The 22,894-nt window shown below is 43.5% G+C and carries 24 protein-coding genes; 9 read left to right on the forward strand and 15 right to left on the reverse strand.

Going from position 1 to position 22,894, the window contains the following annotated elements; all coding sequences use genetic code 11:
- Positions 1–32 precede the first annotated feature (32 nt).
- Positions 33–452 carry an alternative ribosome rescue aminoacyl-tRNA hydrolase ArfB gene (arfB, locus tag D0X99_RS09890; RefSeq protein ID WP_119477628.1) on the reverse strand — a complete coding sequence of 140 codons (420 nt, stop codon included), beginning with the start codon at positions 450–452 and terminating at the stop codon, positions 33–35.
- 188 nt (positions 453–640) lie between these two features.
- On the opposite strand from arfB, the gene mnmA reads away from it, so the two are divergent.
- The 3 genes from mnmA to D0X99_RS09905 all read left to right on the forward strand — a co-directional run bounded on the left by mnmA (position 641) and on the right by D0X99_RS09905 (position 4,180).
- Complete coding sequence (mnmA, locus tag D0X99_RS09895; RefSeq protein WP_119477629.1) at positions 641–1,852, forward strand: tRNA 2-thiouridine(34) synthase MnmA; 1,212 nt, start codon at positions 641–643, stop codon at positions 1,850–1,852.
- 101 nt (positions 1,853–1,953) lie between these two features.
- Positions 1,954–2,670 (forward strand): pseudouridine synthase, encoded by a 717-nt coding sequence (locus D0X99_RS09900; protein WP_119477630.1) that lies wholly within the window; start codon positions 1,954–1,956, stop codon positions 2,668–2,670.
- A 43-nt stretch (positions 2,671–2,713) separates the two neighbouring features.
- Positions 2,714–4,180: a M28 family peptidase gene (locus D0X99_RS09905; RefSeq protein WP_119477631.1), complete on the forward strand. Its 1,467-nt coding sequence runs from the start codon at positions 2,714–2,716 to the stop codon at positions 4,178–4,180.
- Positions 4,181–4,301: 121 nt separating this feature from the next.
- Here D0X99_RS09905 and D0X99_RS09910 read toward each other — a convergent pair whose 3' ends face one another.
- The 4 genes from D0X99_RS09910 to D0X99_RS09925 form a co-directional block, all read right to left on the reverse strand.
- Positions 4,302–5,585, reverse strand: a complete 1,284-nt coding sequence (locus D0X99_RS09910) for a NupC/NupG family nucleoside CNT transporter (protein ID WP_119477632.1) — start codon at positions 5,583–5,585, stop codon at positions 4,302–4,304.
- 82 nt (positions 5,586–5,667) lie between these two features.
- Positions 5,668–6,267 carry a bifunctional nuclease family protein gene (locus D0X99_RS09915; RefSeq protein ID WP_119477633.1) on the reverse strand — a complete coding sequence of 200 codons (600 nt, stop codon included), beginning with the start codon at positions 6,265–6,267 and terminating at the stop codon, positions 5,668–5,670.
- A 5-nt stretch (positions 6,268–6,272) separates the two neighbouring features.
- On the reverse strand, positions 6,273–7,241 hold the full coding sequence (locus D0X99_RS09920) for an electron transfer flavoprotein subunit alpha/FixB family protein (RefSeq protein ID WP_119477634.1): 969 nt from the start codon (positions 7,239–7,241) through the stop codon (positions 6,273–6,275).
- A gap of 35 nt (positions 7,242–7,276) precedes the next feature.
- A complete protein-coding gene (locus D0X99_RS09925; RefSeq protein ID WP_119477635.1) occupies positions 7,277–8,014 on the reverse strand; it encodes an electron transfer flavoprotein subunit beta/FixA family protein in 738 nt (245 codons plus the stop codon).
- A 74-nt stretch (positions 8,015–8,088) separates the two neighbouring features.
- On the opposite strand from D0X99_RS09925, the gene D0X99_RS09930 reads away from it, so the two are divergent.
- Positions 8,089–8,421: a tetratricopeptide repeat protein gene (locus D0X99_RS09930; protein ID WP_119477636.1), complete on the forward strand. Its 333-nt coding sequence runs from the start codon at positions 8,089–8,091 to the stop codon at positions 8,419–8,421.
- On the opposite strand, the gene D0X99_RS09935 is transcribed toward D0X99_RS09930, so the two are convergent.
- On the reverse strand, positions 8,418–9,596 hold the full coding sequence (locus D0X99_RS09935) for a patatin-like phospholipase family protein (protein ID WP_119477637.1): 1,179 nt from the start codon (positions 9,594–9,596) through the stop codon (positions 8,418–8,420). The genes D0X99_RS09930 and D0X99_RS09935 overlap by 4 nt on opposite strands.
- A gap of 111 nt (positions 9,597–9,707) precedes the next feature.
- Between D0X99_RS09935 and D0X99_RS09940 the strand changes: the two genes are divergently transcribed.
- Positions 9,708–10,181, forward strand: a complete 474-nt coding sequence (locus tag D0X99_RS09940) for a hypothetical protein (RefSeq protein WP_147392215.1) — start codon at positions 9,708–9,710, stop codon at positions 10,179–10,181.
- Here the strand turns inward: D0X99_RS09940 and D0X99_RS09945 are convergent.
- From D0X99_RS09945 to D0X99_RS09955, 3 genes are all read right to left on the reverse strand, one after another.
- On the reverse strand, positions 10,171–11,169 hold the full coding sequence (locus D0X99_RS09945) for a zinc-binding dehydrogenase (RefSeq protein WP_119477639.1): 999 nt from the start codon (positions 11,167–11,169) through the stop codon (positions 10,171–10,173). The two genes, D0X99_RS09940 and D0X99_RS09945, sit on opposite strands and share 11 nt — an antisense overlap.
- A 5-nt stretch (positions 11,170–11,174) precedes the next feature.
- Complete coding sequence (gene dnaB, locus D0X99_RS09950) at positions 11,175–12,761, reverse strand: replicative DNA helicase (protein WP_119477640.1); 1,587 nt, start codon at positions 12,759–12,761, stop codon at positions 11,175–11,177.
- A 90-nt stretch (positions 12,762–12,851) separates the two neighbouring features.
- Positions 12,852–13,544: a lycopene cyclase domain-containing protein gene (locus D0X99_RS09955; RefSeq protein ID WP_119477641.1), complete on the reverse strand. Its 693-nt coding sequence runs from the start codon at positions 13,542–13,544 to the stop codon at positions 12,852–12,854.
- Between the two features lie 137 nt (positions 13,545–13,681).
- On the opposite strand from D0X99_RS09955, the gene D0X99_RS09960 reads away from it, so the two are divergent.
- Positions 13,682–15,049, forward strand: a complete 1,368-nt coding sequence (locus D0X99_RS09960) for a UDP-N-acetylmuramate--L-alanine ligase (protein WP_119477642.1) — start codon at positions 13,682–13,684, stop codon at positions 15,047–15,049.
- The gene (locus D0X99_RS09965; protein ID WP_119477643.1) at positions 15,039–15,845 is read left to right on the forward strand and encodes a 3'-5' exonuclease; all 807 of its coding nucleotides are present in this window, start codon (positions 15,039–15,041) and stop codon (positions 15,843–15,845) included. The genes D0X99_RS09960 and D0X99_RS09965 overlap by 11 nt, the downstream gene beginning before the upstream one ends.
- 129 nt (positions 15,846–15,974) lie before the next feature.
- Here the strand turns inward: D0X99_RS09965 and D0X99_RS09970 are convergent, their stop codons facing one another.
- Complete coding sequence (locus D0X99_RS09970; RefSeq protein ID WP_119477645.1) at positions 15,975–16,769, reverse strand: M48 family metallopeptidase; 795 nt, start codon at positions 16,767–16,769, stop codon at positions 15,975–15,977.
- 93 nt (positions 16,770–16,862) lie between these two features.
- Here D0X99_RS09970 and D0X99_RS09975 point away from each other — a divergent pair, with 93 nt between their 5' ends.
- Positions 16,863–17,363, forward strand: coding sequence for a DUF4442 domain-containing protein (locus D0X99_RS09975; protein WP_119477647.1), 501 nt, complete (start codon positions 16,863–16,865; stop codon positions 17,361–17,363).
- Here D0X99_RS09975 and D0X99_RS09980 read toward each other — a convergent pair.
- The gene (locus tag D0X99_RS09980) at positions 17,360–18,091 is read right to left on the reverse strand and encodes a peptidase associated/transthyretin-like domain-containing protein (RefSeq protein ID WP_119477649.1); all 732 of its coding nucleotides are present in this window, start codon (positions 18,089–18,091) and stop codon (positions 17,360–17,362) included. The two genes, D0X99_RS09975 and D0X99_RS09980, sit on opposite strands and share 4 nt — an antisense overlap.
- Positions 18,092–18,163: 72 nt before the next feature.
- A complete protein-coding gene (locus tag D0X99_RS09985; protein WP_119477651.1) occupies positions 18,164–18,835 on the reverse strand; it encodes a DUF6503 family protein in 672 nt (223 codons plus the stop codon).
- 34 nt (positions 18,836–18,869) lie between these two features.
- Here D0X99_RS09985 and D0X99_RS09990 point away from each other — a divergent pair, with 34 nt between their 5' ends.
- Positions 18,870–19,742 (forward strand): glutamate--tRNA ligase family protein, encoded by an 873-nt coding sequence (locus D0X99_RS09990; RefSeq protein WP_119477653.1) that lies wholly within the window; start codon positions 18,870–18,872, stop codon positions 19,740–19,742.
- A 58-nt stretch (positions 19,743–19,800) separates the two neighbouring features.
- On the opposite strand, the gene D0X99_RS09995 is transcribed toward D0X99_RS09990, so the two are convergent.
- From D0X99_RS09995 to D0X99_RS10005, 3 genes are all read right to left on the reverse strand, one after another.
- Positions 19,801–21,282, reverse strand: a complete 1,482-nt coding sequence (locus tag D0X99_RS09995) for a S10 family peptidase (protein WP_119477655.1) — start codon at positions 21,280–21,282, stop codon at positions 19,801–19,803.
- 81 nt (positions 21,283–21,363) lie between these two features.
- Positions 21,364–22,089 (reverse strand): potassium channel family protein, encoded by a 726-nt coding sequence (locus tag D0X99_RS10000; protein WP_119477657.1) that lies wholly within the window; start codon positions 22,087–22,089, stop codon positions 21,364–21,366.
- 5 nt (positions 22,090–22,094) lie between these two features.
- The gene (locus tag D0X99_RS10005) at positions 22,095–22,892 is read right to left on the reverse strand and encodes a PhzF family phenazine biosynthesis protein (protein ID WP_119477659.1); all 798 of its coding nucleotides are present in this window, start codon (positions 22,890–22,892) and stop codon (positions 22,095–22,097) included.
- Positions 22,893–22,894 lie beyond the last annotated feature (2 nt).

Consider the following 22,894-nt stretch of genomic DNA (forward strand, 5'->3'; position numbering starts at 1 on the left):
TTGAAACTTTGGAAAAGTTTGGGTCATTTCGTTTACTCCTTCCACTTCCGATTCGCCTTTTTTTCTGCCTGGACTTTCTTGGATTTGAGACGGTCTTCGACTGCACCTTTACTTGGTTTGGTTGCCTTCCGGATTTTCTTTTTGTGAAAAGACGTTTTCAGAAGGTCGTAAAATTTCCTGATCACGAGTTCTTTATTCTGAATCTGAGATCGCTTTTCCTGGCAGGAAAGATGCAGATTTCCTTCTTGATCAATTTTGTTGGCGGCTTTTTGAAGCAAAGTCAATTTTTCCTCTTCACTCAAAACCAAGGAATTATTCACATTAAAACTGAGCTGGACCTTAGTCTCCACTTTGTTGACATTCTGACCACCCGGACCGCTACTTCTGGCAGTTTGGAATTCCAATTCGGATAAAAAAGCTCCAGTTTGGATGCGGGATTGTAGGGAGAACATAGGATTGGAAAATTTGAAGGTTACAAAAATTGGAAAATCATACTAAGGACTAACCTCAATCAATTTTCCAATGTTACAATTTTTCAATCTTTCAATTACCCAATTCTCTACCTTCACGAACTTATTGAAACCAAATCGACGTTTCCATCCCGTAACCTAATGGACCTTGAATCCATTATCTATTACTTATGCGAACAAAACCTAGAGTAGTCGTCGGCCTCTCCGGAGGGGTTGACAGCAGCGTTGCCGCCCATTTGCTGATCGAGCAAGGATATGAAGTCATCGGAATGTTTATGAAAAACTGGCACGATGAATCCGTAACAATCTCCAACGAATGCCCCTGGATGGAGGACTCCACCGATGCCATGCTGGTAGCGGAAAAACTGGGAATCCCCTTTCAGGCCATCGATCTCAGTGAAGAATACCGCGAACGCATCGTGGATTACATGTTTGCTGAATACGAAGCTGGCCGAACTCCCAACCCTGACATTCTTTGCAACAGAGAAATCAAATTTGATATTTTCCTCAAAGCCGCCCAAAAACTCAAGGCTGACTTTGTAGCTACCGGTCATTATTGTCAAAAAGGTGAAATCGAGGTAGATGGAAAGCCCGTGTACCAGCTTTTGGCCGGAGCTGATCCCAATAAGGATCAAAGCTATTTCCTCTGTCAGCTTTCTCAAGAACAACTGGCAAAGGCATTATTTCCAATTGGCCATTTGCAAAAACCGGAAGTCCGAAGAATCGCCAAGGAAGCAGACTTGATTACAGCCGACAAAAAGGATTCTCAGGGGCTATGCTTTATCGGAAAGGTGCGCTTACCGGAGTTTCTACAGCAGCAACTCAAGCCCAAAAAAGGCAAAATCATCCAAATCCCGGAGAATCTGGAAGTTTATTACAACGTTCAGATACCGGCAGGAATAGCGCCAGAAGACTGGGATGAGGAGATTTTGGATGCTGTTTCTCTACCAATTCATTACACACCAAATCAAGGAAAAGTACTCGGAGAGCACACCGGAGCGCATTATTTTACTGTTGGCCAACGGAAAGGTTTACAGGTGGGCGGGACAGGAAAGCCGCTATTTGTAATTTCCACCGATACCAAAGAAAATGTGATTTACACGGGTTTGGGTGAAGACCATCCGGGATTGCTGAGAAATGCGCTATTCGTGAAATCGGATCAGATCCACTGGATTCGGGAGGATCTGGCCCTTAAACCCGGAGAATCTGCTCGGTATCAGGCCCGTATTCGATATAGACAGCCCTTGAGCGGTGCTACCTTGATCCGGAAAGAAAAAGGGCTTTATGTTCTATTTGACCAACCCCAAAAAGGAATTGCTTCCGGTCAGTTTGTGGCTTGGCATCAGGGTGAGGAATGCATCGGTTCCGGGACTATCTTTTAATTTAACTCAGCATAATCAGAGATAAGGAGGATTTCCGCGATTGGGACTAAGTTTCATTCAACCTCTCTATTGCTTTCGGTGAACTCCGTGGTGGAAAAAACATGCTAAACATCCTTTTTGAAGACGAATACCTTGTAATCATCGACAAGCCTGCGGGCTTACTGGTACACCGTACCAGGCAGGCCTTTGGGGAGTCGGATTGCGCCTTGCAATTCCTAAGAGATCAGATTGGGTCCTGGGTTTCGCCTGTCCATCGATTGGACCGAGCTACCAGCGGTATTTTGCTTTTCGCAAAGCAGGAAGAAATTCTTCCTGCCTTGAAAAATCAGTTTATGGATCGATCTGTCCAAAAGTCATACCTCACGATTGCCCGCGGGATTCCCCAGGAAAAAACCGGATTGATTGACCACCCCTTGCATAGCGAGCGCTCGGGAAAACTACAGGAAGCTCAAACCAGTTTCAGCGTAGTAGCCCAATCCGAAATACCCTATAATTCAACTGGAAGGTATCCTACGAGTAGGTACAGCCTTCTTAAAATCGACCTTCATACAGGACGAACTCATCAAATTCGGAGGCATTTGGCACATATCAGGCACTACATCATTGGGGACAAAAAACACGGAGATAACAAGCAAAACATTTTCTTCGAAAACCAATTTGGATTGAAGAATCTATTGCTGCATGCTTACCACTTGGAATTCAAACATCCGGTCACTACTGAAATACTAAACTTAACCTGTCCGATTCCAGTACATTTCCATTCAATCATGCAGGAATTGGGCTGGCAATCGGATGAAATCCTGAAAGACAGGATTTGAAATCAGGATTTTCACCTATTTTCCCAACGAAACTAATTACCCCATGAACAAACCGACTTTATCCTTGGGCTTATTGCTCATTGCAGGTTCTTTTGCCAATGCCCAAAAACAGGACATTGAAAAGAACTTTAACAGTAAAGAAGCCATTTCCAATTTCACTTATCTCGCATCCGATGAACTTAAGGGAAGAGATCCTGCTAGACCAGATGTGAAATTGACTTACACGTTTCTCGCAGATCAACTTCAAAAATCCGGAGCAAAGCCAATTCCCGGAGCCGATGGGTTTTACCAGAATATTCCGTTCAGGCTTTCTGCACCGCCCAAATCAGGAACCATAAAAATGGGTGGTATGGAGTTTAAGCAGGGACAAAATATGTTGGTTTTGGACGGAAAGTCCTTCTCTGGAACCTATGAGTTGGTGGATGTAGGATTTGGAATGGCAGCAGACTTTGCAGGAAAAGACTTGAAAGGAAAAATTGCTGTTACCAACGCCGGTGCTCCAAATAAGCTCAGTCCAAACCAACTTTTTTCCGAAGGAAGAGAAAAAACTGCCCGAGCAAAAGAAGCAAGTGCGGTGGCTTTGATTGAACGGTTTAATGTTCCCTCAGTTCCATGGCAATTGGTTTCCGGTTTTTTGAACCGAACCCAAATGAGTGTTAGCCAAGGTGCTACGAGTGACCTTCCCTACGTTTGGATTGAGGATCTGAAAAATCAAATGACCGGCGATAAGCTAAAATCAGCTGAAGTTTCAGTAGAAGGAAAAGTAAATTCGACCGTTGAAGGCAAAAATGTACTGGCTTGGATCGAAGGAACCGATCCGGTTTTAAAAAATGAATACATCATGCTTTCCGCCCATTACGACCATGTGGGAGTAGGTACTCCGGATGCAGAGGGAGATTCCATTTACAACGGTGCCCGTGACAATGCTGTCGGAGCTGTGGCAGTGATCAATGCCGCCAAATACTTTGCGAAAAATCCTCCGAAACGATCTGTACTGATCGCTCTTTGGACCGCAGAGGAAAAAGGATTATTGGGAAGTGGCTATTTTGCAAACAATCCATTGGTTCCATTGAATCAAATCGTTTACAATCTGAATATTGACAATGCCGGCTACAATGACACCTCAATCATTACAGTTATCGGGTTGGGAAGAACCAGCGCTGATTTTTTGATCAACGAAGCCGTAGCAGAATTTGGGTTAACTGCCAAATCTGACCCATCTCCTGAGCAAGGACTTTACGACCGCTCTGACAATGTGAACTTTGCCCGAAAGGGTATCCCTGCTCCTAGTTTCACCTTGGGCTTTACAGCTTTTGATGACAAAATCAACCAGTATTACCACAAAGCTGCCGATGAGGTGGAAAGCTTTGATCTGGATTATGCTCAGGTTTATTGGAAGTCCTACATCCTTTCCGCTCAGAAAATTGCCAATTGGAGCCAAAGACCTACCTGGGCAGCTGGTGACAAATACGAAGAGGTAAGCAAAGGTCTTTATGGAACAAAAGAATAAATCTTAGAAATAAGAATTTAGAAAAATCATAAAAAAAGCCCGATTTCTTAATGGAAATCGGGCTTTTCGTTTTTCAACCTTACTACTTCAGAATTGAGCTCTAAGGTCTCCGATCTAAATTCTAATACAGCATCCCCGCAACTGTCGCCGTCATTAAACAGGCTAAAGAGGCTGCAGCCAAAGCCTTGAAACCTAAACGGCTAAGATTACCCTGTTGATTTGGTGCAACGATAGAGATTCCTCCTAGTTGAATGGCGATCGAACTGAAGTTGGAAAATCCGCAAAGCGCATAAGTGGCAATTACAATCGATTTTGGACTGATTGAAGCTGCCTCTTTCATATCCGCTAAACTTAAATATGCAACAAATTCGTTGATAACAGTTTTCTGCCCAAGCAAACTACCAACCTGAAGTGTATCAACCCATTCCACACCGATTATCCAAGCAAAAGCACGAAACATCTGTCCAAACAAATATTCCAAAGAAAAACCTTTGAATTGTCCACCGGTGGAGCTTTCCACCCAGGCATTGAGGCCTGTATACTCACCAATCAATCCGCTGAGTCCAAAGTTGATTGCAGCGATGACCGCAATAAAGGCAAGAAGCATCCCTCCTACATTCAAGGCTAGTTTCAAGCCTTCTGCTGCACCGATCGACATGGCGTCGATCAGGTTCACGCCCATCGCTTCCTTATTTACTTCCAGTTTATCCTGCTTGATTTCCTTTTCTGTTTCAGGGATGAACATCTTGGACATTACAATGGCGCCGGGTGCATTCATAATACTGGCACCTAGAAGGTAAGCTGCAAATTTGCTTTGCTCCTCCATACTATCCCCACCTAAAAAAGCAACATACCCAGCCAAAACTCCTCCGGCAATTGTAGCCATGCCACCTGTCATCAGGCACATCAACTCGGATTTACTCATTTGGGGAATGAATGGTCTTACCAATAATGGGGCTTCAGTCTGACCCAGGAAGATATTTCCTGCTGCAGAAAGTGACTCCGGACCGGAAAGTCGCATGGTCCGTGCCATCACCCAGGCAATCCCAAATACTACTTTTTGCAGAATCCCCAAGTAATACAAGCCAGCGGATACGGTGGAAAAGAATATTATGGTAGGAAGAACCTTGAATGCGAAAATGAATCCAAAACTGTCTCCGGCCAAATCGCCAAAAATGAAGGTGGCACCTGCGCCGCTGAAACTGAGAAACTTTACAAATCCCTCAGAAAGCAATTCAAATCCCATCCGGACAAATTCGACTTTGGTGATTAAAAAACCGAAAACCAGTTGTAGGGCGATCCCTATCCCGACCAATCTCCAATCTATTCTCCTTTTATTATTTGAAAAAATATATGCCACCAGTACTATGACGGCCAAACCTAAAGCACCTCTCAAATATTCCATGCAAAGCAATTTATTGAAGGGCTAAAAATAGGCCAAAGGCAGGCAAGAAAAAAGCCCCGAATTTGGATTCGAGGCCTTGTTTCTAGTTTCTCTTGTTTATTTCGTCCCGGATTCGGGCGGCTCTTTCGTAATCTTCGTTGTTGATCGCTTTTTCCAGCATCTGATTCAATTTATCCAAACTGAAATCTTTTAGCGAACCTTCCTTCTTTGGAGCAAGTTTTGGCTGGGAAGACTTTTCCTCTTTTTTACTTTCCTGCTTTTTATCCTCCTCAGTGAATTCTATGGCAGCCTCTGACATTACTTTCTCCGCACAGAAAATAGGCGCTGTAAATCTTACTGCAATAGCTATCGCATCCGAAGGCCTACTGTCAATTTCAACTTCTGCAAAACTGCTTTTACAATGGATTTTGGCATAAAAGACTCCCTCCTTCATATCTGAGATGACAATTCGGTCAATTTCAAACTTGAAGCTATCAGCAAATGATCTAAACAAATCATGCGTCATAGGTCTGTTGGGAATGATTTTTTCGATCTCGATGGCAATCGCCTGAGCTTCAAACATCCCAATGACAATAGGTAATCTTCTGCTTCCTTCCACCTCTCCCATTACCAGGGTAAATGACCCTGATTGAGAGTGGTTGGATGAGAGCCCCAAAATTTCCAGTTCTACGAGTTTTTCCACAAAAATTAAAGTTCTGCTTTAAGCGCCTCCGTTAGTTTTGGTAATACCTCAAAAGCATCTCCCACAATCCCGTAATCGGCAGCTTTGAAAAATGGCGCCTCAGGGTCTTTATTAATAACCACGATGCATTTTGATGAATTGACCCCTGCAAGATGTTGAATCGCTCCTGAAATTCCTACCGCCACATACAAACTTGGCGCAACTTTTACACCTGTTTGACCTACGTGCTCATGATGAGGTCTCCAACCTATATCTGATACCGGTTTGGAACAGCCTGTTGCGGCACCGAGAACCTTAGCCAGATTTTCAATCATTCCCCAGTTTTCCGGACCTTTCATTCCTCGACCACCAGAAACGACGATATCAGCCTCAGGAAGCAGGATTTCTCCCGTTGCTCTTTCGGTTGAAGTGATTTTGGAAGCAAAATCCGAATCAGAAAGATTTACTGAGAATGCTTCCACAGAAGCATTTGCACCATCGGTCTTTAAGTCTACGGCATTTTTCTTTACCGCAAGAATCTTATTTTCAGTGGTGACTTTTGTTTCAGCAAAAGCCTTTCCTGTGTAGATGCTTCGCTTGACCACATACCCATTATCGGTGTTAGGCAACTCAATCACATTGGAAACCAATCCCGCGTTCAATTTGATCGCCAGCCGTGCTGCTACTGCATCACCAAGAGAGGATTTGGCCAAAACCAAAGTTTTAGCTCCAACAGATTTGAAAGCTTGAGCTACAGCAGCTGCATGAGCTTGAATGACTCCGTCGTTTAACCGGGAATCGGAAGCATGCAATACTTTCGCCGCTCCGGCTTTTCCAACAGAAGCCAATTCGCCTGAATCAACTGTACCCAAAGCCACAGCGATAACTTCACCTTCCCGGGTCTTTGCTGAAAGTTCTTTTGCAAAGGAAACAGCCTCAAGACTGGTCTTTTTTACTTTTCCCTCTGCATGCTCGATATATACTAAAATAGACATAAATTCTTGATTTAATGAGATTTACCAAAGATTGATTAAAGTACCTTAGCTTCGTTTTTAAGCAATTTTACCAACTCACCAACATTGTCTTTGTCGACAAGCTTAACCGACCCTTTTGCAGGAGGAAGTTGGTAGCTGGAAGCTTCGGCCTGCGTTTCCTGAGAGACAGGTTCCACCACCTTCAAAGGCTTGGTTCGGGCAGACATGATACCTCTCATGTTTGGAATTTTCCATTCTGCAATGGGTTCTTGGCACCCAGCAATCAGTGGCAGCTGAGCTTCTACATATTCTTTTCCCCCCTCAATTTCTCTGGCCATTTTCACCTTGGATCCTTCTACCTCCAATTTCATAACAGGTGAAAAAGAAGGCATTCCAAGCAATTCACCAACCATTCCATGAACCATTCCTCCATTGAAATCGATGGACTCACGTCCCATCAGAATCAAATCATAACCACCTTCTTTGGCATAATGGGCTATTTGGGTAGCCACAAAAAAGGAATCTTTTGGAAAAGAATTTACCCGAATTGCATCATCTGCACCAATAGCGAGTGATTTTCTTAAAGTCGGTTCAGTTTCGGCTTCTCCTACATTAATCGCAGTCAATGTGCCTCCAGTTTGATCTCTAAGTTCTACAGCTCGGGCCAAAGCGTAATCGTCATAGGGTCCGATGATGTATTGCACTCCTGTGGTATCAAACTTGGTATTGTTGGCAGTAAACTGAATCTTGGAAGTCGTATCCGGCACGTGGGTGATACAAACAAGAATCTTCATTGGTTTAGAGTTAGATTATTTTAGATTTATTTTGCGTGAAAATAACAGGCTACCTTTAATTAAAAAAACAATTCATGGGCAATTTGGACAGACTTCAATTACTGAGAGACTTTATCAAAGAAGAGCCCGAAAACCCCTTTAACTACTATGCTTTGGCACTGGAACTTCGGGAAAAACTCCCCGAAGAAGCGTCTGAATTGTTTGAATTTCTCCTAAAAAACCATCCCGAGTACCTTCCTGTTTACTTTACGGCCGCTCATTTTTTTGCAGAGTCAAATGAAATCCAAAAAGCACGGGAAATTTTTGAAAAAGGAATTCAATTGGCAGATTCTCAAAAAGAAGAAAAGGCCCTGAAAGAACTAAAAAACGCCTTTCAGAACTTCCTTTTCGAATATGATCTCGATTAGGATTTTATTTTAAATCCGGATGGAAAATGCTCTCCAAGGATTTCTTGTTCCCCTGCTTTGAATCCCAAATCATAAAGTTGCTGGCAGTTTTCTGCATTGTCCATCGCGGCCAAATTGTCCACATCTTTTTGAGTAAATGGTTTTGTTGGTTTAAAGCGTTCATTTAGGTCCTTGGTATCTATAAAGAGATTATACCTCAAATAGGAAATCAGTCCTTTTTTCCTTTCCGGATCATCTGAAAGGATGTCATCCTTCATGACTTCCACTTCACTGTCAATGTGAAATGCCGTTGGGGAATGGGAAAGCCACTGTAGTATCTGTTGATTTTGCCAGCTGGCATCCTGCATGAACATTTCGGGAAGATTAGCTGCCCAACTTAACAAATGGCTCTTTTTGATCTCTTTTGGCATTTTTTTCCAGCGAGTCATTCCTGTTCCCACCGAGACCAACAAAATATTATCCTCGCCCATACGCCAGTGATAGGGGAATCCTTTAAGAGTAGCAACCATAAGCATCTGAAGCGCAGGATTATTTGCCATGGATACTCCTCCGTCTACAAAAGCTGCATAACTATTGTCTCCTCCTACTTCGATTGACTGCGGGAGAAAATAAGTTGGAGCGGCTGCGCTGGCACGAACACACTGCCAAAGGGGAATCGCTTTGTTGTTTCCATGTCCAGAGTCATAAAATTTACCTTTCGGATGGTTGTTTAACGGCCAAACGGAGTTGGTATCTGCGCGCTTGGCCACGATGACTAAGGCAGTTCGAATTTTTTCCTGATCTCCAAGTGTAGTTTCTCCGAGCACATTACGAAGTTCAGTAACCAATGCTTCATCATTATACTTGGCTTTCACAGCATCATCTATTTCAAAAATTTTCCACCACTTAAACTTCCTGCCAAATATCTTTTCACCCAATTGAAAGTACTTTTCCCTGATTTTATCCACCTCCCATCCCAATGCCAATAAAGTAGCAATAATGGATCCCGTGGAGGTCCCTCCGATCATGTCAAAATAATCCGAAAGCAAGAGCTTTGGGTTATTGTGCTGCTTTCTCAAATGATCTTCAATATGCTTGAGGTATCCCAATGAAAGGGCTCCTCGGATTCCTCCCCCATCAAGTGCCAAAATTCGTTTGGGCCCGTTAGGAGCAAGTTTTTGTGCAAGTGTTGTCATAAAAATCAGGTTTTTTTAAAAAAGGGTTTGAATGAATTGAAAATCAATTTACTAAATTGAACTTGTTCCAAATCACCAGAATTGATTTTTGCTATGATTACCCAAAAAGAAATGTTAACACACTTTTTACCCATCATGGAAAGTGCTGGGAAGAGATTTAAAAAACGAAGTCTTGTACGGGCAAAAAAAGCCGAGCCTGGTCTTCATGTAATTACAATGACCAGTGACGGATTTGAAACTCAAAATACAGCCGAAAAAGGCGATTGGCTGGTTGAAAACCAAACCTCTGCCAAGGAACGTTACCTCGTTAAGGCTGAAACTTTTGAAAAGAAATATACCCTCATGGACTCCTTGGGAAATGGATGGGGATGCTATCGCCCAAAAGGCGAAGTCTATGCTTTGGAAGTGACTAAAGCTGAATTGGAAAAATTGGGAGCAAAGGATTCTTTGGAGTTTCAGGCTCCCTGGAAAGAGACAATCATTGTTAAATCTGGCGATTTCTTAGTAATCCCACTTGAAAAAAACGAAATCTATCGGATTGCCAGGAAGGAATTCACCCAAACCTATGAGCAAATCAAAGAGTGATTACAATTTTCCCAAGTTGATCACCTGCCCTCATCCGCTCAAAGGCCTTTAAAGTATCCGCCAAAGAAAAAACCTGGTCGATCACCGGATGGATCTCATGTTGCTTTACAAAAGAGATCATATTCGAAAAATCCTGATCTGACCCCATCGTTGAACCGATGATTTTCAACTGATTCCAAAAAATTCTCCTGGCTTCCAGCCTGTTTGGAGGACCAAGGGTAGCGCCGTAAATGACGATTTTTCCACCCGGTTTACAAACCTGAGTGAGATTATTAATAGCATCACCGGACGCCCCGTCAATGATCAAACCAAACCCTCCGGTAGTTTCCAAGGCTTTGGTAACCCAATCCGCTTCCAGGTAATTGAAGGCAAAAGATGCCCCCATGGTTTTGGCATGATCCAATTTGGAGGACCGACTGCTACTTACCCCAAGCTTTGCTCCCAATGCAAGTGAAAACTGAGCAGCAAACTGAGCCACTCCACCTCCAAAACCTGTTACCAACACCTGATCTCCAGCTTGAGCCTGTCCTTGGTAAATCAACGCCCGGTAGGCAGTTACTCCGGCTAAAGGCAATGCCGCAGCTTCTTCCCAGGTAAGATGGACAGGTTTTTCCACCAAGCGATCTGCCGGAACTACCATGTATTCTGACAGGGTTCCATTCCGGGGAACACCAAGAACTTCGAAGGCTTTGCTTTGAGCAGCCTGATTGGATCCCCAGTTTATCGCTGGGTTAATGATTACCTCTTTACCAATCCAAGTAGAATCGACATTTGGAGAAACAACTTCCACAATGCCAGCCCCATCTGAACCCATGATAGCACCGTCTCTTAAATTAGCGTATTGACCCTGGCGACACCATTCGTCGCGGTGATTAAGGGCAGCTGCCTTGATACGGACTAAGGCTTCACCAGGACCAATTGCAGGTATTGGCAGGTCTACAAGTTCTATTCCTGACTCGATTTGTCTGTTAAGTACAATTGCTTTCATGGAAATTAGAAGGCTACCGGACCGTTATCTCGTTTAAACACGTCATCGATATCATCTTCATTTGCCCGGCTGGAAATCTTAATTGTATTGCCAGATTCAAAAGCTGAAACCCCAGTGGAACCTGAGGTAAATTTCTGGGAATAAGTCGTTTCAACTGCCTGATTGGGAGGGTAATTGATACCAGAATCCAAGTCAGTAAACTTGGTGTATTTACCAATAAACCGAAGTTTGACATTTTCCAAAGAACCGTTTCGGTGCTTGGCGATGATTACCTCACCCACTCCAGCAGTGGAGTGATTGTCCTCGTCCTGAGTGATGCCATAGTATTCGGGACGGTAGAGGAACATAACCATATCCGCATCCTGCTCAATGGCGCCTGATTCACGAAGGTCAGAAAGCTGAGGCCGCTTGTCTCCTCCCCTAGTTTCCACAGCTCTGGACAACTGGGAAAGTGCGATCACCGGAATACTGAGTTCCTTGGCAATTTTTTTCAAAGCTCGCGAAATACTGGCAATCTCCTGTTCACGGTTTCCACCCTGTCCACCACTTTTTGAGTCGCCGGACATCAGCTGGAGATAGTCAATTACGACCATCTGAATGTCATGCTGAGCTTTCAGTTTTCGGCATTTTGCTCTCAATTCCAGAATGGACAAAGCAGGTGTGTCGTCTACGAATAGTGGCGCTTTGGAAAGTTTGGCCGTTTTGTGAACCAGTTGAGCCCATTCGTGATCAGCAAGTGAGCCTTTTTTGATTTTTTCTGAATCGAGTTCAGCCTCAGAGGAAATCAAACGGTTCACCAGTTGAACAGAGGACATTTCCAGTGAAAAAATAGCTACGGGACGATTGTGATCCACAGCTGCATTTCTCAAAACAGAAAGAACAAAAGCCGTCTTACCCATCGCCGGACGTGCAGCAATAATTACAAGGTCGGACTTTTGCCAACCGGAGGTTACTCGGTCCAAAGCTGTAAATCCGGATGGAACACCGGTCAAACCGTCTTTTTGAAGTTTTCGGGCTTCCAGTTCGATGATTGCCTCCCGCATGATGGAGCGCATATCGGAGTAGTTTTTCCGGATGTTTTTCTCAGAAATCTCGAAAAGAGACTGTTCCATTTTATCCAAAAGCTCAAACACGTCGGTCGTATCTTCGAAGGCATCCTTTTGGATTTCCCCGGAAATACGGATCAATTCGCGCTTGATGGACTGCTCGGTAATTATCCGGGCATGGTATTCAATATTTGCCGCAGAGGCAACTTTAGAAGTAAGTTCGGTAATGTAAAAAGCCCCTCCTGCAATCTCCAAAGCCCCGTTTTTACGGAGTTGAGTAGTCACGGTAAGCAGGTCAATAGGCTGACTTTCGGTGAAAAGATCCAAAATAGCCTGAAAAATCACTTTGTGTGACTCTTTGTAAAAACTTTCCACCTTAAGAATGTCGATTACATTCGTCAGCGCATCCTTTTCGAGCATCAATGCACCTAGGACAGCTTCTTCCAGTTCTACAGCTTGGGGAGGAACTTTGCCCAAAAAGTTGGTAGGATTTTCGTAAGATGGCTTTTTTCGGATGATTCGCGGTTGGTTGGTATTATCGGTCATAGAGCAAATGTATCTGCTGGGAAGCAAGAGTTTTTAACAAGTTTTCCCAGACTTATCAACATTGACATGAAAGCAAAAATCAGGCCCTGATCAGGTGCTTACTTTATAGTAAACTCCGTTTCGATAGCCTCGAAACATGGAGCAAAGAATTGCCCAGCTCGAGTGCCAAAGAATCTCTGAAAGGGGAATTCCGAAAATTTTCAAGCCCAAAACAGGCTCATCAAGCATACCGTAGGTCTCCCAGAAATGAGGGAAAAGGATCTGAAAATTGAGATAATAAATTACCAAGGTAATGGCCAAAGTAGCCACACCTGAGACCAAAGAAAGGTAAATCAAATCCGGCCTTTGAATCCAGATGTAAATCGATAAAGCCATGAAAGTCAAAAAGGTAACATATCCTGAATGAATTTTTAAAATAAGGCTGAAAACAGTCAAACTTGCGCATCCTATCAGCCAGAGGAAAAAGAAATCCCTATTCTTTGCAGCGGTCTGACGTTCGAAATCGATCTCCTTTCGGGTAAAGGAAGAATGGATGTATCCCCCTACTCCAAACAATGCAAACCCGATGATGTAATCTTCAACTCCGACTATCCCTACTCCAAAAAGCGTCGGTGGTCTCCAATAATCCTGAAAGTACCACACCTCAGCAATTACTCCCATGATACCTCCGATGGCTCCCACTTTTATCATTCCACTTTTCCAGGGGTTTTTAACAAAAACCACCAGCCAGGCCACCATATACAGCAGCGAAAGAATCAAATAAGCGTACTTGTCGTCAATCATAATTTGAAAAATAACTGGGCGAAAATAGCCAAAAACCCTCCGGCTCAAAAAATCTCAAAAATGAAAAAAGCATTAACCCTGAGCACCCGCATTTTATTTTTAAGTTTGGCAGGTCATATTATTCCTGATTATCCCCTATGAAAAAGTACCACTTCATCGCTATTGGTGGAGCTGTCATGCACAATCTCGCGCTTGCTCTTGTCCAAAAAGGCTATCAGGTGACTGGATCCGACGATGAAATCTACGAGCCCTCCCGAACCCGATTGGAAAGAGCGGGAATTTTACCCGCTGCATATGGTTGGTTTCCGGAAAAAATCACCTCCGATCTGGACGGAATAATTCTTGGAATGCATGCCCGTATAGACAATCCCGAATTGATTCGGGCTCAGGAATTAGGGGTTCCGGTTTTCTCTTTTCCTGAATTCATCTATAATCAAAGTCAAACCAAAAAGCGGGTCGTGATTGCAGGATCTCATGGGAAAACTTCGATTACTTCCATGATTCTCCATGTCTTAAAAGACCAAAACGTCGATTTCGATTACCTCGTGGGCGCCCAAATTGAAGGTTTTGATCTAATGGTTAGGCTTTCGGATGCTCCGGTTATCGTGATTGAGGGGGACGAATACCTAACCTCCCCAATTGACAGAACTCCAAAGTTCTTTCATTACCGCCACGACATTGCCTTGGTCAGTGGGATCGCCTGGGATCACTTCAATGTTTTCCCTGATTTTGAAGATTACAAGGCACAGTTTTCCAAGTTGATGGACCGGACCCTTATCGAGGGTGAACTGATCTATTGTGCTGTAGATCCCTTGGTCAAAGAAGCAGCTGAAAAAAGCTCAACTCCCGGTCAAAAAACACCCTATCAAGCCCATCCAGCTGAAATTCAGGAAGGAAAGACCTATCTAAAAACAGAATCAGGATTGGTTGAAATCGGAGTATTCGGAGATCATAACCTTCAAAATCTTCAGGGAGCCTTGGAAATCTGCCGTGCCTTGGGAGTCAGCAAGGAGCAATTTTATCGATCCATCGGTTCGTTCAAAGGAGCCGCAAAACGTCAGGAAGTCTTGGCAGCAGGCACTTCCGGAATCCTATTCAGGGACTTTGCACATGCCCCATCCAAATTGAAAGCAACCGTAAATGCGGTGAAAAACCAATTTCCCGAGCGGAGGTTGATTGCCGTACAGGAACTTCACACCTATTCATCCTTAAACAAAGCCTTTCTTCCTAATTATGCCCATTCTATGGATGAGGCAGATGAGGCGATAATCTACCTCAATCCTCATGCTGTGGCTTTGAAAAAGCTGGAACTTATGGATGAGGCTACCTTGCGTGAAGGATTTAAGCGGGCAGATTTGAAGCTTTTTACCGAAAGTCAGGCTTTAAAAGACTACCTTTTGACCCAAAATTATTCCAATACTAACCTGCTTTTGATGAGTTCGGGTAATTACGACAACCTGGATCTGGAACCTCTAAAAGCAAAATTCAACACCCATGAAGCTTAATCTAAGAAACCCGATTGCATTTTTTGATCTGGAAGCTACCGGCACCAATGTGGGAACGGACCGAATTGTGGAGATTTCCATTGTCAAACTCCATCCGGATGAAGGCCGAGAAATCTATACCAAGCGCGTCAATCCTGGAATTCCCATTCCGCTTGAAGCATCGTTGATTCATGGGATTTACGACAAGGATGTCAAAAATGAGCCCTTCTTCAAGGATATTGCCAAGGACGTTCAGCAGTTTATCGGTCAGGCTGATTTGGGAGGATTTAATGTGCTGAAATATGACATTCCACTTTTGGTTGAGGAATTTTTAAGGTCGGGAATTGATTTTGATCTGGAAAGAAGAAATCTACTTGATGCTCAGAAAATTTTCTTCCTGATGGAAAAGCGAAATCTCACCGCAGCCTACAAGTTTTATTGTGGAAGAACACTCGAAAATGCCCACAGTGCCGAGGCAGATACCTTGGCAACCTTGGACGTTTTCCAAGCTCAAGTAGAGCGATATCAGGGCGAGGAAGTGGAAGATTTGCAAGGAAACAAAGTAGGTATTTTTCAAAATGACATGAAAAAAATCCACGAGATGGTCAATGAAAAAATGGTGGATTTGGCCGGAAGATTTGTTTTCAATTCCCAAGGACAGGAAATCTTCAACTTCGGTAAACACAAAGGAAAAACCATCGATCAGGCCTTGAAAGAGGAGCCTGGCTATTACGATTGGATGATGAAAGGTGATTTCCCTTTGGATACCAAGAGAAAACTAACACAGGTAAAATTGAGGGGATTTGGGAATAAGTGATTAGGTCTGGCAATCAGCCTCAGTTGAGATATAAATCGATAAGTTTTGATGGCACAGTGGTCTGAGAAAAGAGCCCGAATTCTAGATTTGAATTCGGGCTCTTTCTCTTCAAAAGCTTTTAACAAACTCCTATTTAGCCTTCTCGTAGTACTCCATTGCTTTTGGCATATTGGCATTTAAACGCTCAATTCGGCGATCTGGTCCAGGGTGCGTGGATAGAAATTCCGGTGGTGCTGCGCCTCCTGATTTGGACATTCTCTCCCAGAAAATCGGAGCCTGTCTCGGATCATAGCCTGCCATCGCCATGAAAATAAGGCCCATTTCGTCTGCCTCAAGTTCATGTTTTCTGGAGAAACTCAACATTCCCAGTTCACTCCCCATACCGATTGACTGAAGCAAAATCTGCTGCGTCATGGTAGGATTTTGCCCCATAGCAGTGGAAACAGCCGACATACCCATGTTCAACATCATACCGTTGGACATTCTTTCGCGGGCATGAGATGCTACTGCGTGAGCAATTTCGTGACCCATTACCACTGCAATCCCTGTCTCATCCTGGCAAATTGGCATGATCCCGGTGTAAAAAGCCACTTTTCCTCCCGGCATACACCAAGCATTTACTTGGTCACTTTCCAACAGATTAAATTCCCAGGCAAACTCCTTTACCAAGCTTTCATATCCTTCTGAAATCAAATAGGCTTCAACCGCCTTTGCCATTTTTTCCCCTACGCGGACTACTTTTTTACCTTCAGCGGTAGTGGTCAAAATCTTACTGGAGGATTTTGCTTTATTGTACTCTTCGTTTACCAATGGCTGAATTTCTGCACTTGACACCATGGCCAACTGACTTCTCCCGGTCAAAGGAACCGTGGCACATCCATATGCCAAAAGCCCGACCGCAAAAATTAGAACTATCTTTTTCATGTTTATTTTATTTCTTTTTGAAGTAGTTTCAAAAACGGTACCAAGGTACGCCCATCAAGCTAATTTTAGTATTTTGATCCAAAATCACTGAAAATGAAATCCAATTCAGAAAAACTAACTCCTGCAGCATTGGACTACCGGCGTAAAATGACCAATCCCCTGATTTTTTGGTTTGCCATGCTAGTCAAACTTCCCTCTGCTATTTTCTGGAAACTGAAAGTAAAGAGTTTGACTTCAGAAGAATGTGTGGTGACTATTCCCTATTTCTGGCGCTCACAGAATCCATTCAAATCAATTTATTTTGCCGCTTTGGCAGGAGCCGCAGAACTAAGCACCGGAGCACTTTGCCAGTTAGCTTTGGCAGGAAGAGGCCAATTCAGCATGTTGGTGGTTGATTTTCGGGCGGAGTATTACAAAAAAGCCAATTCAAAAATCGCTTTCACTTGTGATCAGGGAACCGAACTTTTTAATTTGATCGAAGGCCTCCGTCCCGGTGATACTTCGCAATTGACAATGATTTCCACCGGTAGAACTGCCTCGGGGGAAACCGTTGCCAAGTTTTTCGTCACTTGGTCATTCAAGCGTAAAAGTTAATTCTCCAAAAGAGACTCAATCCTAAGAAATTCCTTCAAGCTGGCAATTACCCGGTCTTTTGACCAATCCAAAAACTCATGATTCAAGTGAAATTCATTGAATCGGATGATCATTTCATCCCAATCCTTTCGATCAAGTTTATAGCTTTCCATCAATACAGTTCGGATAGAGTCTGAATCAATCACCTCAAGGTACCCTTGTCTCCGCTTGATCCATTCCAGTCGGGCCTCATACCGCCGAAGTTGGGTATTCCGTTTGGTGAAATAACTGATTGGCCCGTAAATGGCCAATCCCCCTCCTCCATCGGATGTTCCGGTACCCATACTAACACCCTTCGATAAGCTCCTTTCCTGTTCCGATTCATCTTCAGCTAGGTACAGTTTCCCGTCTCGAAATCTGAAGCGATAGGGCTCTGCATCCACTTGAAAAGTCGGAAGCAATCTTGCCTTATCCTGAATCTGAAGCAACAGAAACTTGTCCTGACCTAAAACAACTTTTTGATCAATAAATCCCGGAAAACTCAAGATCAGGGTGTCGCCCATTACTCCCGAAACATTGAAATATCCACGGGAATTAGTCTGGGTACTCCCTTTTCCTGCTACAGAAACAGTCACACCTTCCAGATACTTTTTGTCAAAAGCATCAAGCACATTTCCGGAATAGCTCGATTGAGCCCAAACCGAAAGGGTCAGTAGGAAGAAACAAAACAGGAAAACAGGGATCTTCATTGCTCCTGCAAATTACAGCATCGCATACATGAATGAAAAATGGCTTCCGTTAAAGTACCTTAAGGAAACTGTTCATTCCTGAGACTTGATCTCCAGCAGTTTATCCGTTCCAAGAAATTCCGGAGTTTCTGTTCTGTACCAAGTCCGGTTTTTTGGGATTTTCAATCCTTTGAATTCTTCTTCCCCATCAAGGTAAATGATCTCGCCTTTGAGGTTTGGCTCATCCTGGTAAAATTTGTATCCAGCCATCCGATAGGTCTCTGGCTCCAGAAAGAAATACCAAATGTCCTTTTCATACGGTACGCGGACTACATGATAATTGACTCCATTTACAGTTTCCATTCGGACCGAATCTTCGATCTTAGTGCCTTCATCCATCAGTTTCATCGGTAATCCCCAGAGGTATTGGTAATAATTCCGCATCCTCAGGGCTCTCTCTTTTTCAATTTCTCCCTCAAAAACCTGCACCGAATCATTCCAGACGATGTAGTGAAGTCCTTCGATTTTATAAATCAGTTTGTTTTGGGAATTGTCAACCGAAAATTCATAAAAACGGGAATCACGGCCGGCCGGTAAGCTGTCCTGAATTACAAAGGTGGCTTTCAACTCTTTCCAAAGCCCTTTGGGATCGTGGTAGGCAATAGACTTCAAAATATAGTCCCGGCCAGTCACAGGGATTTCGGAGTTGGAATTGCAACCGAATAGAAAGGCCAAAAAGTAGAGCCCAAGCAAGTGGTGTTTCATGCTTTTTTTGATCCAATCTAGCTAATTTGGCCGGATGAAGTTCAGTTTAACCCGTATTGCACCCACACCCAGCGGATTTTTGCATTTAGGAAATGCCTATTCCTTTCTCATGACCAAGGCTCTTGCAGAAAAAACCGGAGCCAAAATTCTGCTTCGGATAGATGATCTGGACCGGGAAAGGTATCGACCGGAGTATGTTCAGGATATTTTTGATACCCTTGATTTTTTGGAAATCAACATTGACTTGGGACCAAAAAACCTGAAAGAATTTGAAACAGAATGGTCTCAAATCCATCGCATGGGCCTTTATGAAAATGCCTTGGAAAAACTTAGATCCGGTGGAAGTTTGTTTGCATGCGACTGCTCCCGAAAGAAAATCCAGATGCTGGATTCCTCAGGGTATTACCTGGGCCAATGCCTGGACCGGAGACTTTCACTAGACAAGCTGGAAGTAGCTTGGAGGGTGAATACCATGGAATCTGATGAAGTTGTTTTCACCGAGTATCCCGGGCAAATGATTTCTGCCTTGATTCCTCAGGATACCGCATTTTATGTAGTTCGAAAAAAAGACAGATTGCCTGCTTACCACCTGACCTCCGTCGTGGATGATATGCATTTTGGCGTGGATTTAATCATAAGAGGAAAAGACCTGTACAGCTCGACATTGGCCCAATTGGATTTGGCCAAAAAACTGGGATATGACCAGTTTTCCAAAATCACTTTTTCCCACCATGCCTTGATCAAAGGAGAAAAACAGGAAAAACTCTCTAAATCCGAGGGAGCTACTTCCATTCAATATTTGAGAAAAGAAGGAAAAAAACTCAGTGACATATTGGGGATTTTGGGACACCTTTTGGGAATAAAAGAGCCCATCCACTCGATTTCCGATTTTCAAAAATGGACCTAAAAAAGCCCGGAATTTCTCCCGGGCTTTCCTGATCTGAAATTGCTCGATCAATTCATTTTCAATATTTGGCTGGCTTTCCAGGAGCCACAGATGACTTGATAATAAACTGACGGATATCTTCATTGGATGTGGCTAAATCCTCGGCTCTCAGATACATCATGTGGCCGGAGCGATAGCCTTTGAAGTCAATTCGGTCCTTCATTTTTCCATTTGGATCAATGTGCCAAGTACTGTACTTCGCATTAAAGTAGTCAGTTCCTCCATCAAAATATCCGGACTGGACCATCAGATGAAGGTATGGATTCTGACGCATGGCAGTTCCCAAATCATATCCGGTTGTTTCATTGGTTCTGTCCCAAGGATTGACGGGGCCGAAAAGGTTATAAGTCAGATCAGTGTTGAATTTCAGGACGTTTTTGGCATAAGTCTGGAATGCCGGTGCAAAGGCATGGTTCCAACTAGTCAAAGCCGGATCGAAATCATAGGCAGAACCTGCTTCCATCCGATCAAAGCCTTTGTATCGGCTGTCCAAACGGCCAACGGTCATTCCATCACGCTCTCTCAAGAGTTCTTTCCAGAAAAAGCTGGTTGGAACCATCAGGTTATACTGAAGGATCGCCTCTTTCTTCAACCCCGAATAGTAGGCCATTTTAGTAGCGATGGCATCCCTCTCAGCCTCAGAAAGCATACCTCCTTTGGTCATGGCAGGAAGAATTTCATTAATCGCCATCGGTTCTACGATCGCTAAAATTTCATCCAAATCCTTCGCTTGCAATTCGGCAGGAAGGGCTTTGTGATACCAGGCAGTAGCAGCATAGTAAGGCCAATAGTTGGCCATTTTCACCGGACCTCCTCTGTCTATTCCCATATCAGTTGGGGACACCAGAATTACCCCGTTGAAATACATCCAATGGGAATTTTGCAGTTGGGCCACCAAACCTGCAACCCGGGTAGTTCCATAACTTTCGCCGATCAAATACTTTGGTGAAGCCCATCTGTTTGCACGGGTCACGAAGGTATTGACCCAATCTGCCAAATACTTGATATCAGAATTGATTCCGAAAAAGGTACTTCTTGGCGTGTCTTCTTTTACAATTCTGGAATATCCTGTATTTACAGGATCGACATAAACGATGTCAGCGACATCCAGAATGGAGTGGGGATTTGACTTTGTCCCATACGGCTGTACCGGATAGCCCTCATCGTCTATATTGAGCAAGACAGGCCCTGTGTAGGCCAAATGCATCCAAATGGAAGCAGAACCTGGACCACCATTAAAACTGATCACCAAGGGCCGTTTCGTTTTGTCAGTCACATCAGTTCTCTCGTAGTAGGTGTAGAAAAGGGATGCTATTGGTTCGCCCTTTTCGTCCCATACCGGCTGAGTTCCTGCAGTTGCTTTGTAGGGAACCCGCTTGCCTTTGATCGTCACTTCAGCAGTTGATTCTACCTTGGACTCAATTGGGATTTTACGGGTTTCCTGAGCCAGGGAAATGCCGCAAAGCAAGACCCCGAGGAAGAGTAAGTAAATTTTTCTCATAGTTCTGATTCTAAGTTTGATTAAAAATTAAGCAGGAAATAAGCACAGTGGGAGTTGATTTTACAGGAGCGGAAAATCTCATTACTTTGAATGGGTACTTGTCCCTACCAACTTAGCAATCACTACTGCAGGATAAAGTACTCCAATTGTGGAAAGCATGACTGCGAGCATTTTTGACATGATGTTGACAGGAGTATAATCCCCAAACCCTACAGTGGTCAGGGAGACCAAGCAAAAGTAGATGTAAGTCGAAAAGTCTGAATCTACACCACTGAGCTTGATGATTTCTAAATCCTTGTTTATTCCCGAAATCGAAGACCCCACACTGATCTGAATAACCTCCAAAGCAAAAGCTCCGAGTATTGCGATTAATAAATAAACATTAATCGCTCCGATCACCCTATAAAGATTGATCTCATAATTTCTAAATAACAATCTGATATTCAGAAATATAAATACCAGCATATTCAGTAATCCCATAATCCGTTCGAGAAAATAAAACTCAAAAGGAAAATCGCTGATTCTGAGAATTCTCAAACCTAATTGGGCAAGGAAAAGAAGGGTGGTCAGCGCTATCAGAAGCTTATTGTCCGACGCCCATATCCCAGTAAAAAACAGGAATATGAACACGATGTTGACAAAAAACATATTTACATGTCCATATTCAATCAGGACTGGCAGGATAAAAACTGTAAAAACCAGTGCAACCAAAAGCACTACAAAACTGGCATCATTGAGCCAGTAATTCGCAATATGCTTTACGACCCTTTTTACCCGGTGTACTTTGGAATTTTCTTCCTGCGTCATTTGGATCAATTTATTTCTAAAGTTCCCACCAACACCCTGACTGCTTTTCCTTTGATCATTACTCGGTCATCGTGCTTTTCCAGAAAAAGCTCTCCTCCTCTTTTGCTTGCCTGATATGCTTTCAATTGGGTTTTTCCTGTCTTTTGATTCCAATAATCCATCAAAGCACAATGGGCAAAACCGGTCACCGGATCCTCAGGAACTCCAACGTTGGGTCCAAAAAACCGGCTTACAATATCGTATTGTCCATCTCCTTTTGCCGTGACAATAAAACCCTCCTCACTGTTTTCTGCTATTTCTCCGAAATCTGGAATTAATTCCCTTACAGCTTTTTCGCTTTCAAGTTCAAAAATCCAGTTTTTCCTGAGTTGAGCAGCATGAACTATAGGATTTCCAAAAAGCTCCAAACTGAATCTTGGATGAGTGTCAGTAAACGTAGGAATCAACGGGAAATCCATGATTAGCCATCCCCCTTCACTTTTCACCCTCAATTCACCACTTCTAGTCTGAAATCGAATGGTTTCTCCTTCATGAGCCCAACCGGATTGTAACATCCAAAAAGAAGATGCCAAGGTAGCGTGTCCGCATAGGTCAATTTCCAAAGTGGGTGTAAACCATCTAAGTGAAAATACTCCATGTTCTGCGGTTCGTTCCACAAAGGCGGTTTCGCTCAGGTTCATTTCCATGGCAATAGCCTGCATTTGTTCCGCCGACAAAGTTTTTTCCAACAGGCAAACACCCGCTGGATTTCCTGAAAAGGGCTTGTCGGTAAACGCATCGACAACTGCAATAGGTAAATTCATAG

Origin of the sequence: Algoriphagus lacus, assembly GCF_003583985.1 — a bacterium.
In the GTDB taxonomy this organism is placed as follows: Bacteria; Bacteroidota; Bacteroidia; order Cytophagales; family Cyclobacteriaceae; genus Algoriphagus; species Algoriphagus lacus.

What these genes read in the sequence shown, in the direction of transcription:
- arfB (WP_119477628.1), bottom strand. Translation starts at nt 452, where the DNA reads ATGTTCTCCCTACAATCCCGCATCCAAACTGGAGCTTTTTTATCCGAA.
- mnmA (WP_119477629.1), top strand. Translation starts at nt 641, where the DNA reads ATGCGAACAAAACCTAGAGTAGTCGTCGGCCTCTCCGGAGGGGTTGAC.
- D0X99_RS09900 (WP_119477630.1), top strand. Translation starts at nt 1,954, where the DNA reads ATGCTAAACATCCTTTTTGAAGACGAATACCTTGTAATCATCGACAAG.
- D0X99_RS09905 (WP_119477631.1), top strand. Translation starts at nt 2,714, where the DNA reads ATGAACAAACCGACTTTATCCTTGGGCTTATTGCTCATTGCAGGTTCT.
- D0X99_RS09910 (WP_119477632.1), bottom strand. Translation starts at nt 5,585, where the DNA reads ATGGAATATTTGAGAGGTGCTTTAGGTTTGGCCGTCATAGTACTGGTG.
- D0X99_RS09920 (WP_119477634.1), bottom strand. Translation starts at nt 7,241, where the DNA reads ATGTCTATTTTAGTATATATCGAGCATGCAGAGGGAAAAGTAAAAAAG.
- D0X99_RS09925 (WP_119477635.1), bottom strand. Translation starts at nt 8,014, where the DNA reads ATGAAGATTCTTGTTTGTATCACCCACGTGCCGGATACGACTTCCAAG.
- D0X99_RS09930 (WP_119477636.1), top strand. Translation starts at nt 8,089, where the DNA reads ATGGGCAATTTGGACAGACTTCAATTACTGAGAGACTTTATCAAAGAA.
- D0X99_RS09935 (WP_119477637.1), bottom strand. Translation starts at nt 9,596, where the DNA reads ATGACAACACTTGCACAAAAACTTGCTCCTAACGGGCCCAAACGAATT.
- D0X99_RS09940 (WP_147392215.1), top strand. Translation starts at nt 9,708, where the DNA reads ATGTTAACACACTTTTTACCCATCATGGAAAGTGCTGGGAAGAGATTT.
- D0X99_RS09945 (WP_119477639.1), bottom strand. Translation starts at nt 11,169, where the DNA reads ATGAAAGCAATTGTACTTAACAGACAAATCGAGTCAGGAATAGAACTT.
- dnaB (WP_119477640.1), bottom strand. Translation starts at nt 12,761, where the DNA reads ATGACCGATAATACCAACCAACCGCGAATCATCCGAAAAAAGCCATCT.
- D0X99_RS09955 (WP_119477641.1), bottom strand. Translation starts at nt 13,544, where the DNA reads ATGATTGACGACAAGTACGCTTATTTGATTCTTTCGCTGCTGTATATG.
- D0X99_RS09960 (WP_119477642.1), top strand. Translation starts at nt 13,682, where the DNA reads ATGAAAAAGTACCACTTCATCGCTATTGGTGGAGCTGTCATGCACAAT.
- D0X99_RS09965 (WP_119477643.1), top strand. Translation starts at nt 15,039, where the DNA reads ATGAAGCTTAATCTAAGAAACCCGATTGCATTTTTTGATCTGGAAGCT.
- D0X99_RS09970 (WP_119477645.1), bottom strand. Translation starts at nt 16,769, where the DNA reads ATGAAAAAGATAGTTCTAATTTTTGCGGTCGGGCTTTTGGCATATGGA.
- D0X99_RS09975 (WP_119477647.1), top strand. Translation starts at nt 16,863, where the DNA reads ATGAAATCCAATTCAGAAAAACTAACTCCTGCAGCATTGGACTACCGG.
- D0X99_RS09980 (WP_119477649.1), bottom strand. Translation starts at nt 18,091, where the DNA reads ATGAAGATCCCTGTTTTCCTGTTTTGTTTCTTCCTACTGACCCTTTCG.
- D0X99_RS09985 (WP_119477651.1), bottom strand. Translation starts at nt 18,835, where the DNA reads ATGAAACACCACTTGCTTGGGCTCTACTTTTTGGCCTTTCTATTCGGT.
- D0X99_RS09990 (WP_119477653.1), top strand. Translation starts at nt 18,870, where the DNA reads ATGAAGTTCAGTTTAACCCGTATTGCACCCACACCCAGCGGATTTTTG.
- D0X99_RS09995 (WP_119477655.1), bottom strand. Translation starts at nt 21,282, where the DNA reads ATGAGAAAAATTTACTTACTCTTCCTCGGGGTCTTGCTTTGCGGCATT.
- D0X99_RS10000 (WP_119477657.1), bottom strand. Translation starts at nt 22,089, where the DNA reads ATGACGCAGGAAGAAAATTCCAAAGTACACCGGGTAAAAAGGGTCGTA.
- D0X99_RS10005 (WP_119477659.1), bottom strand. Translation starts at nt 22,892, where the DNA reads ATGAATTTACCTATTGCAGTTGTCGATGCGTTTACCGACAAGCCCTTT.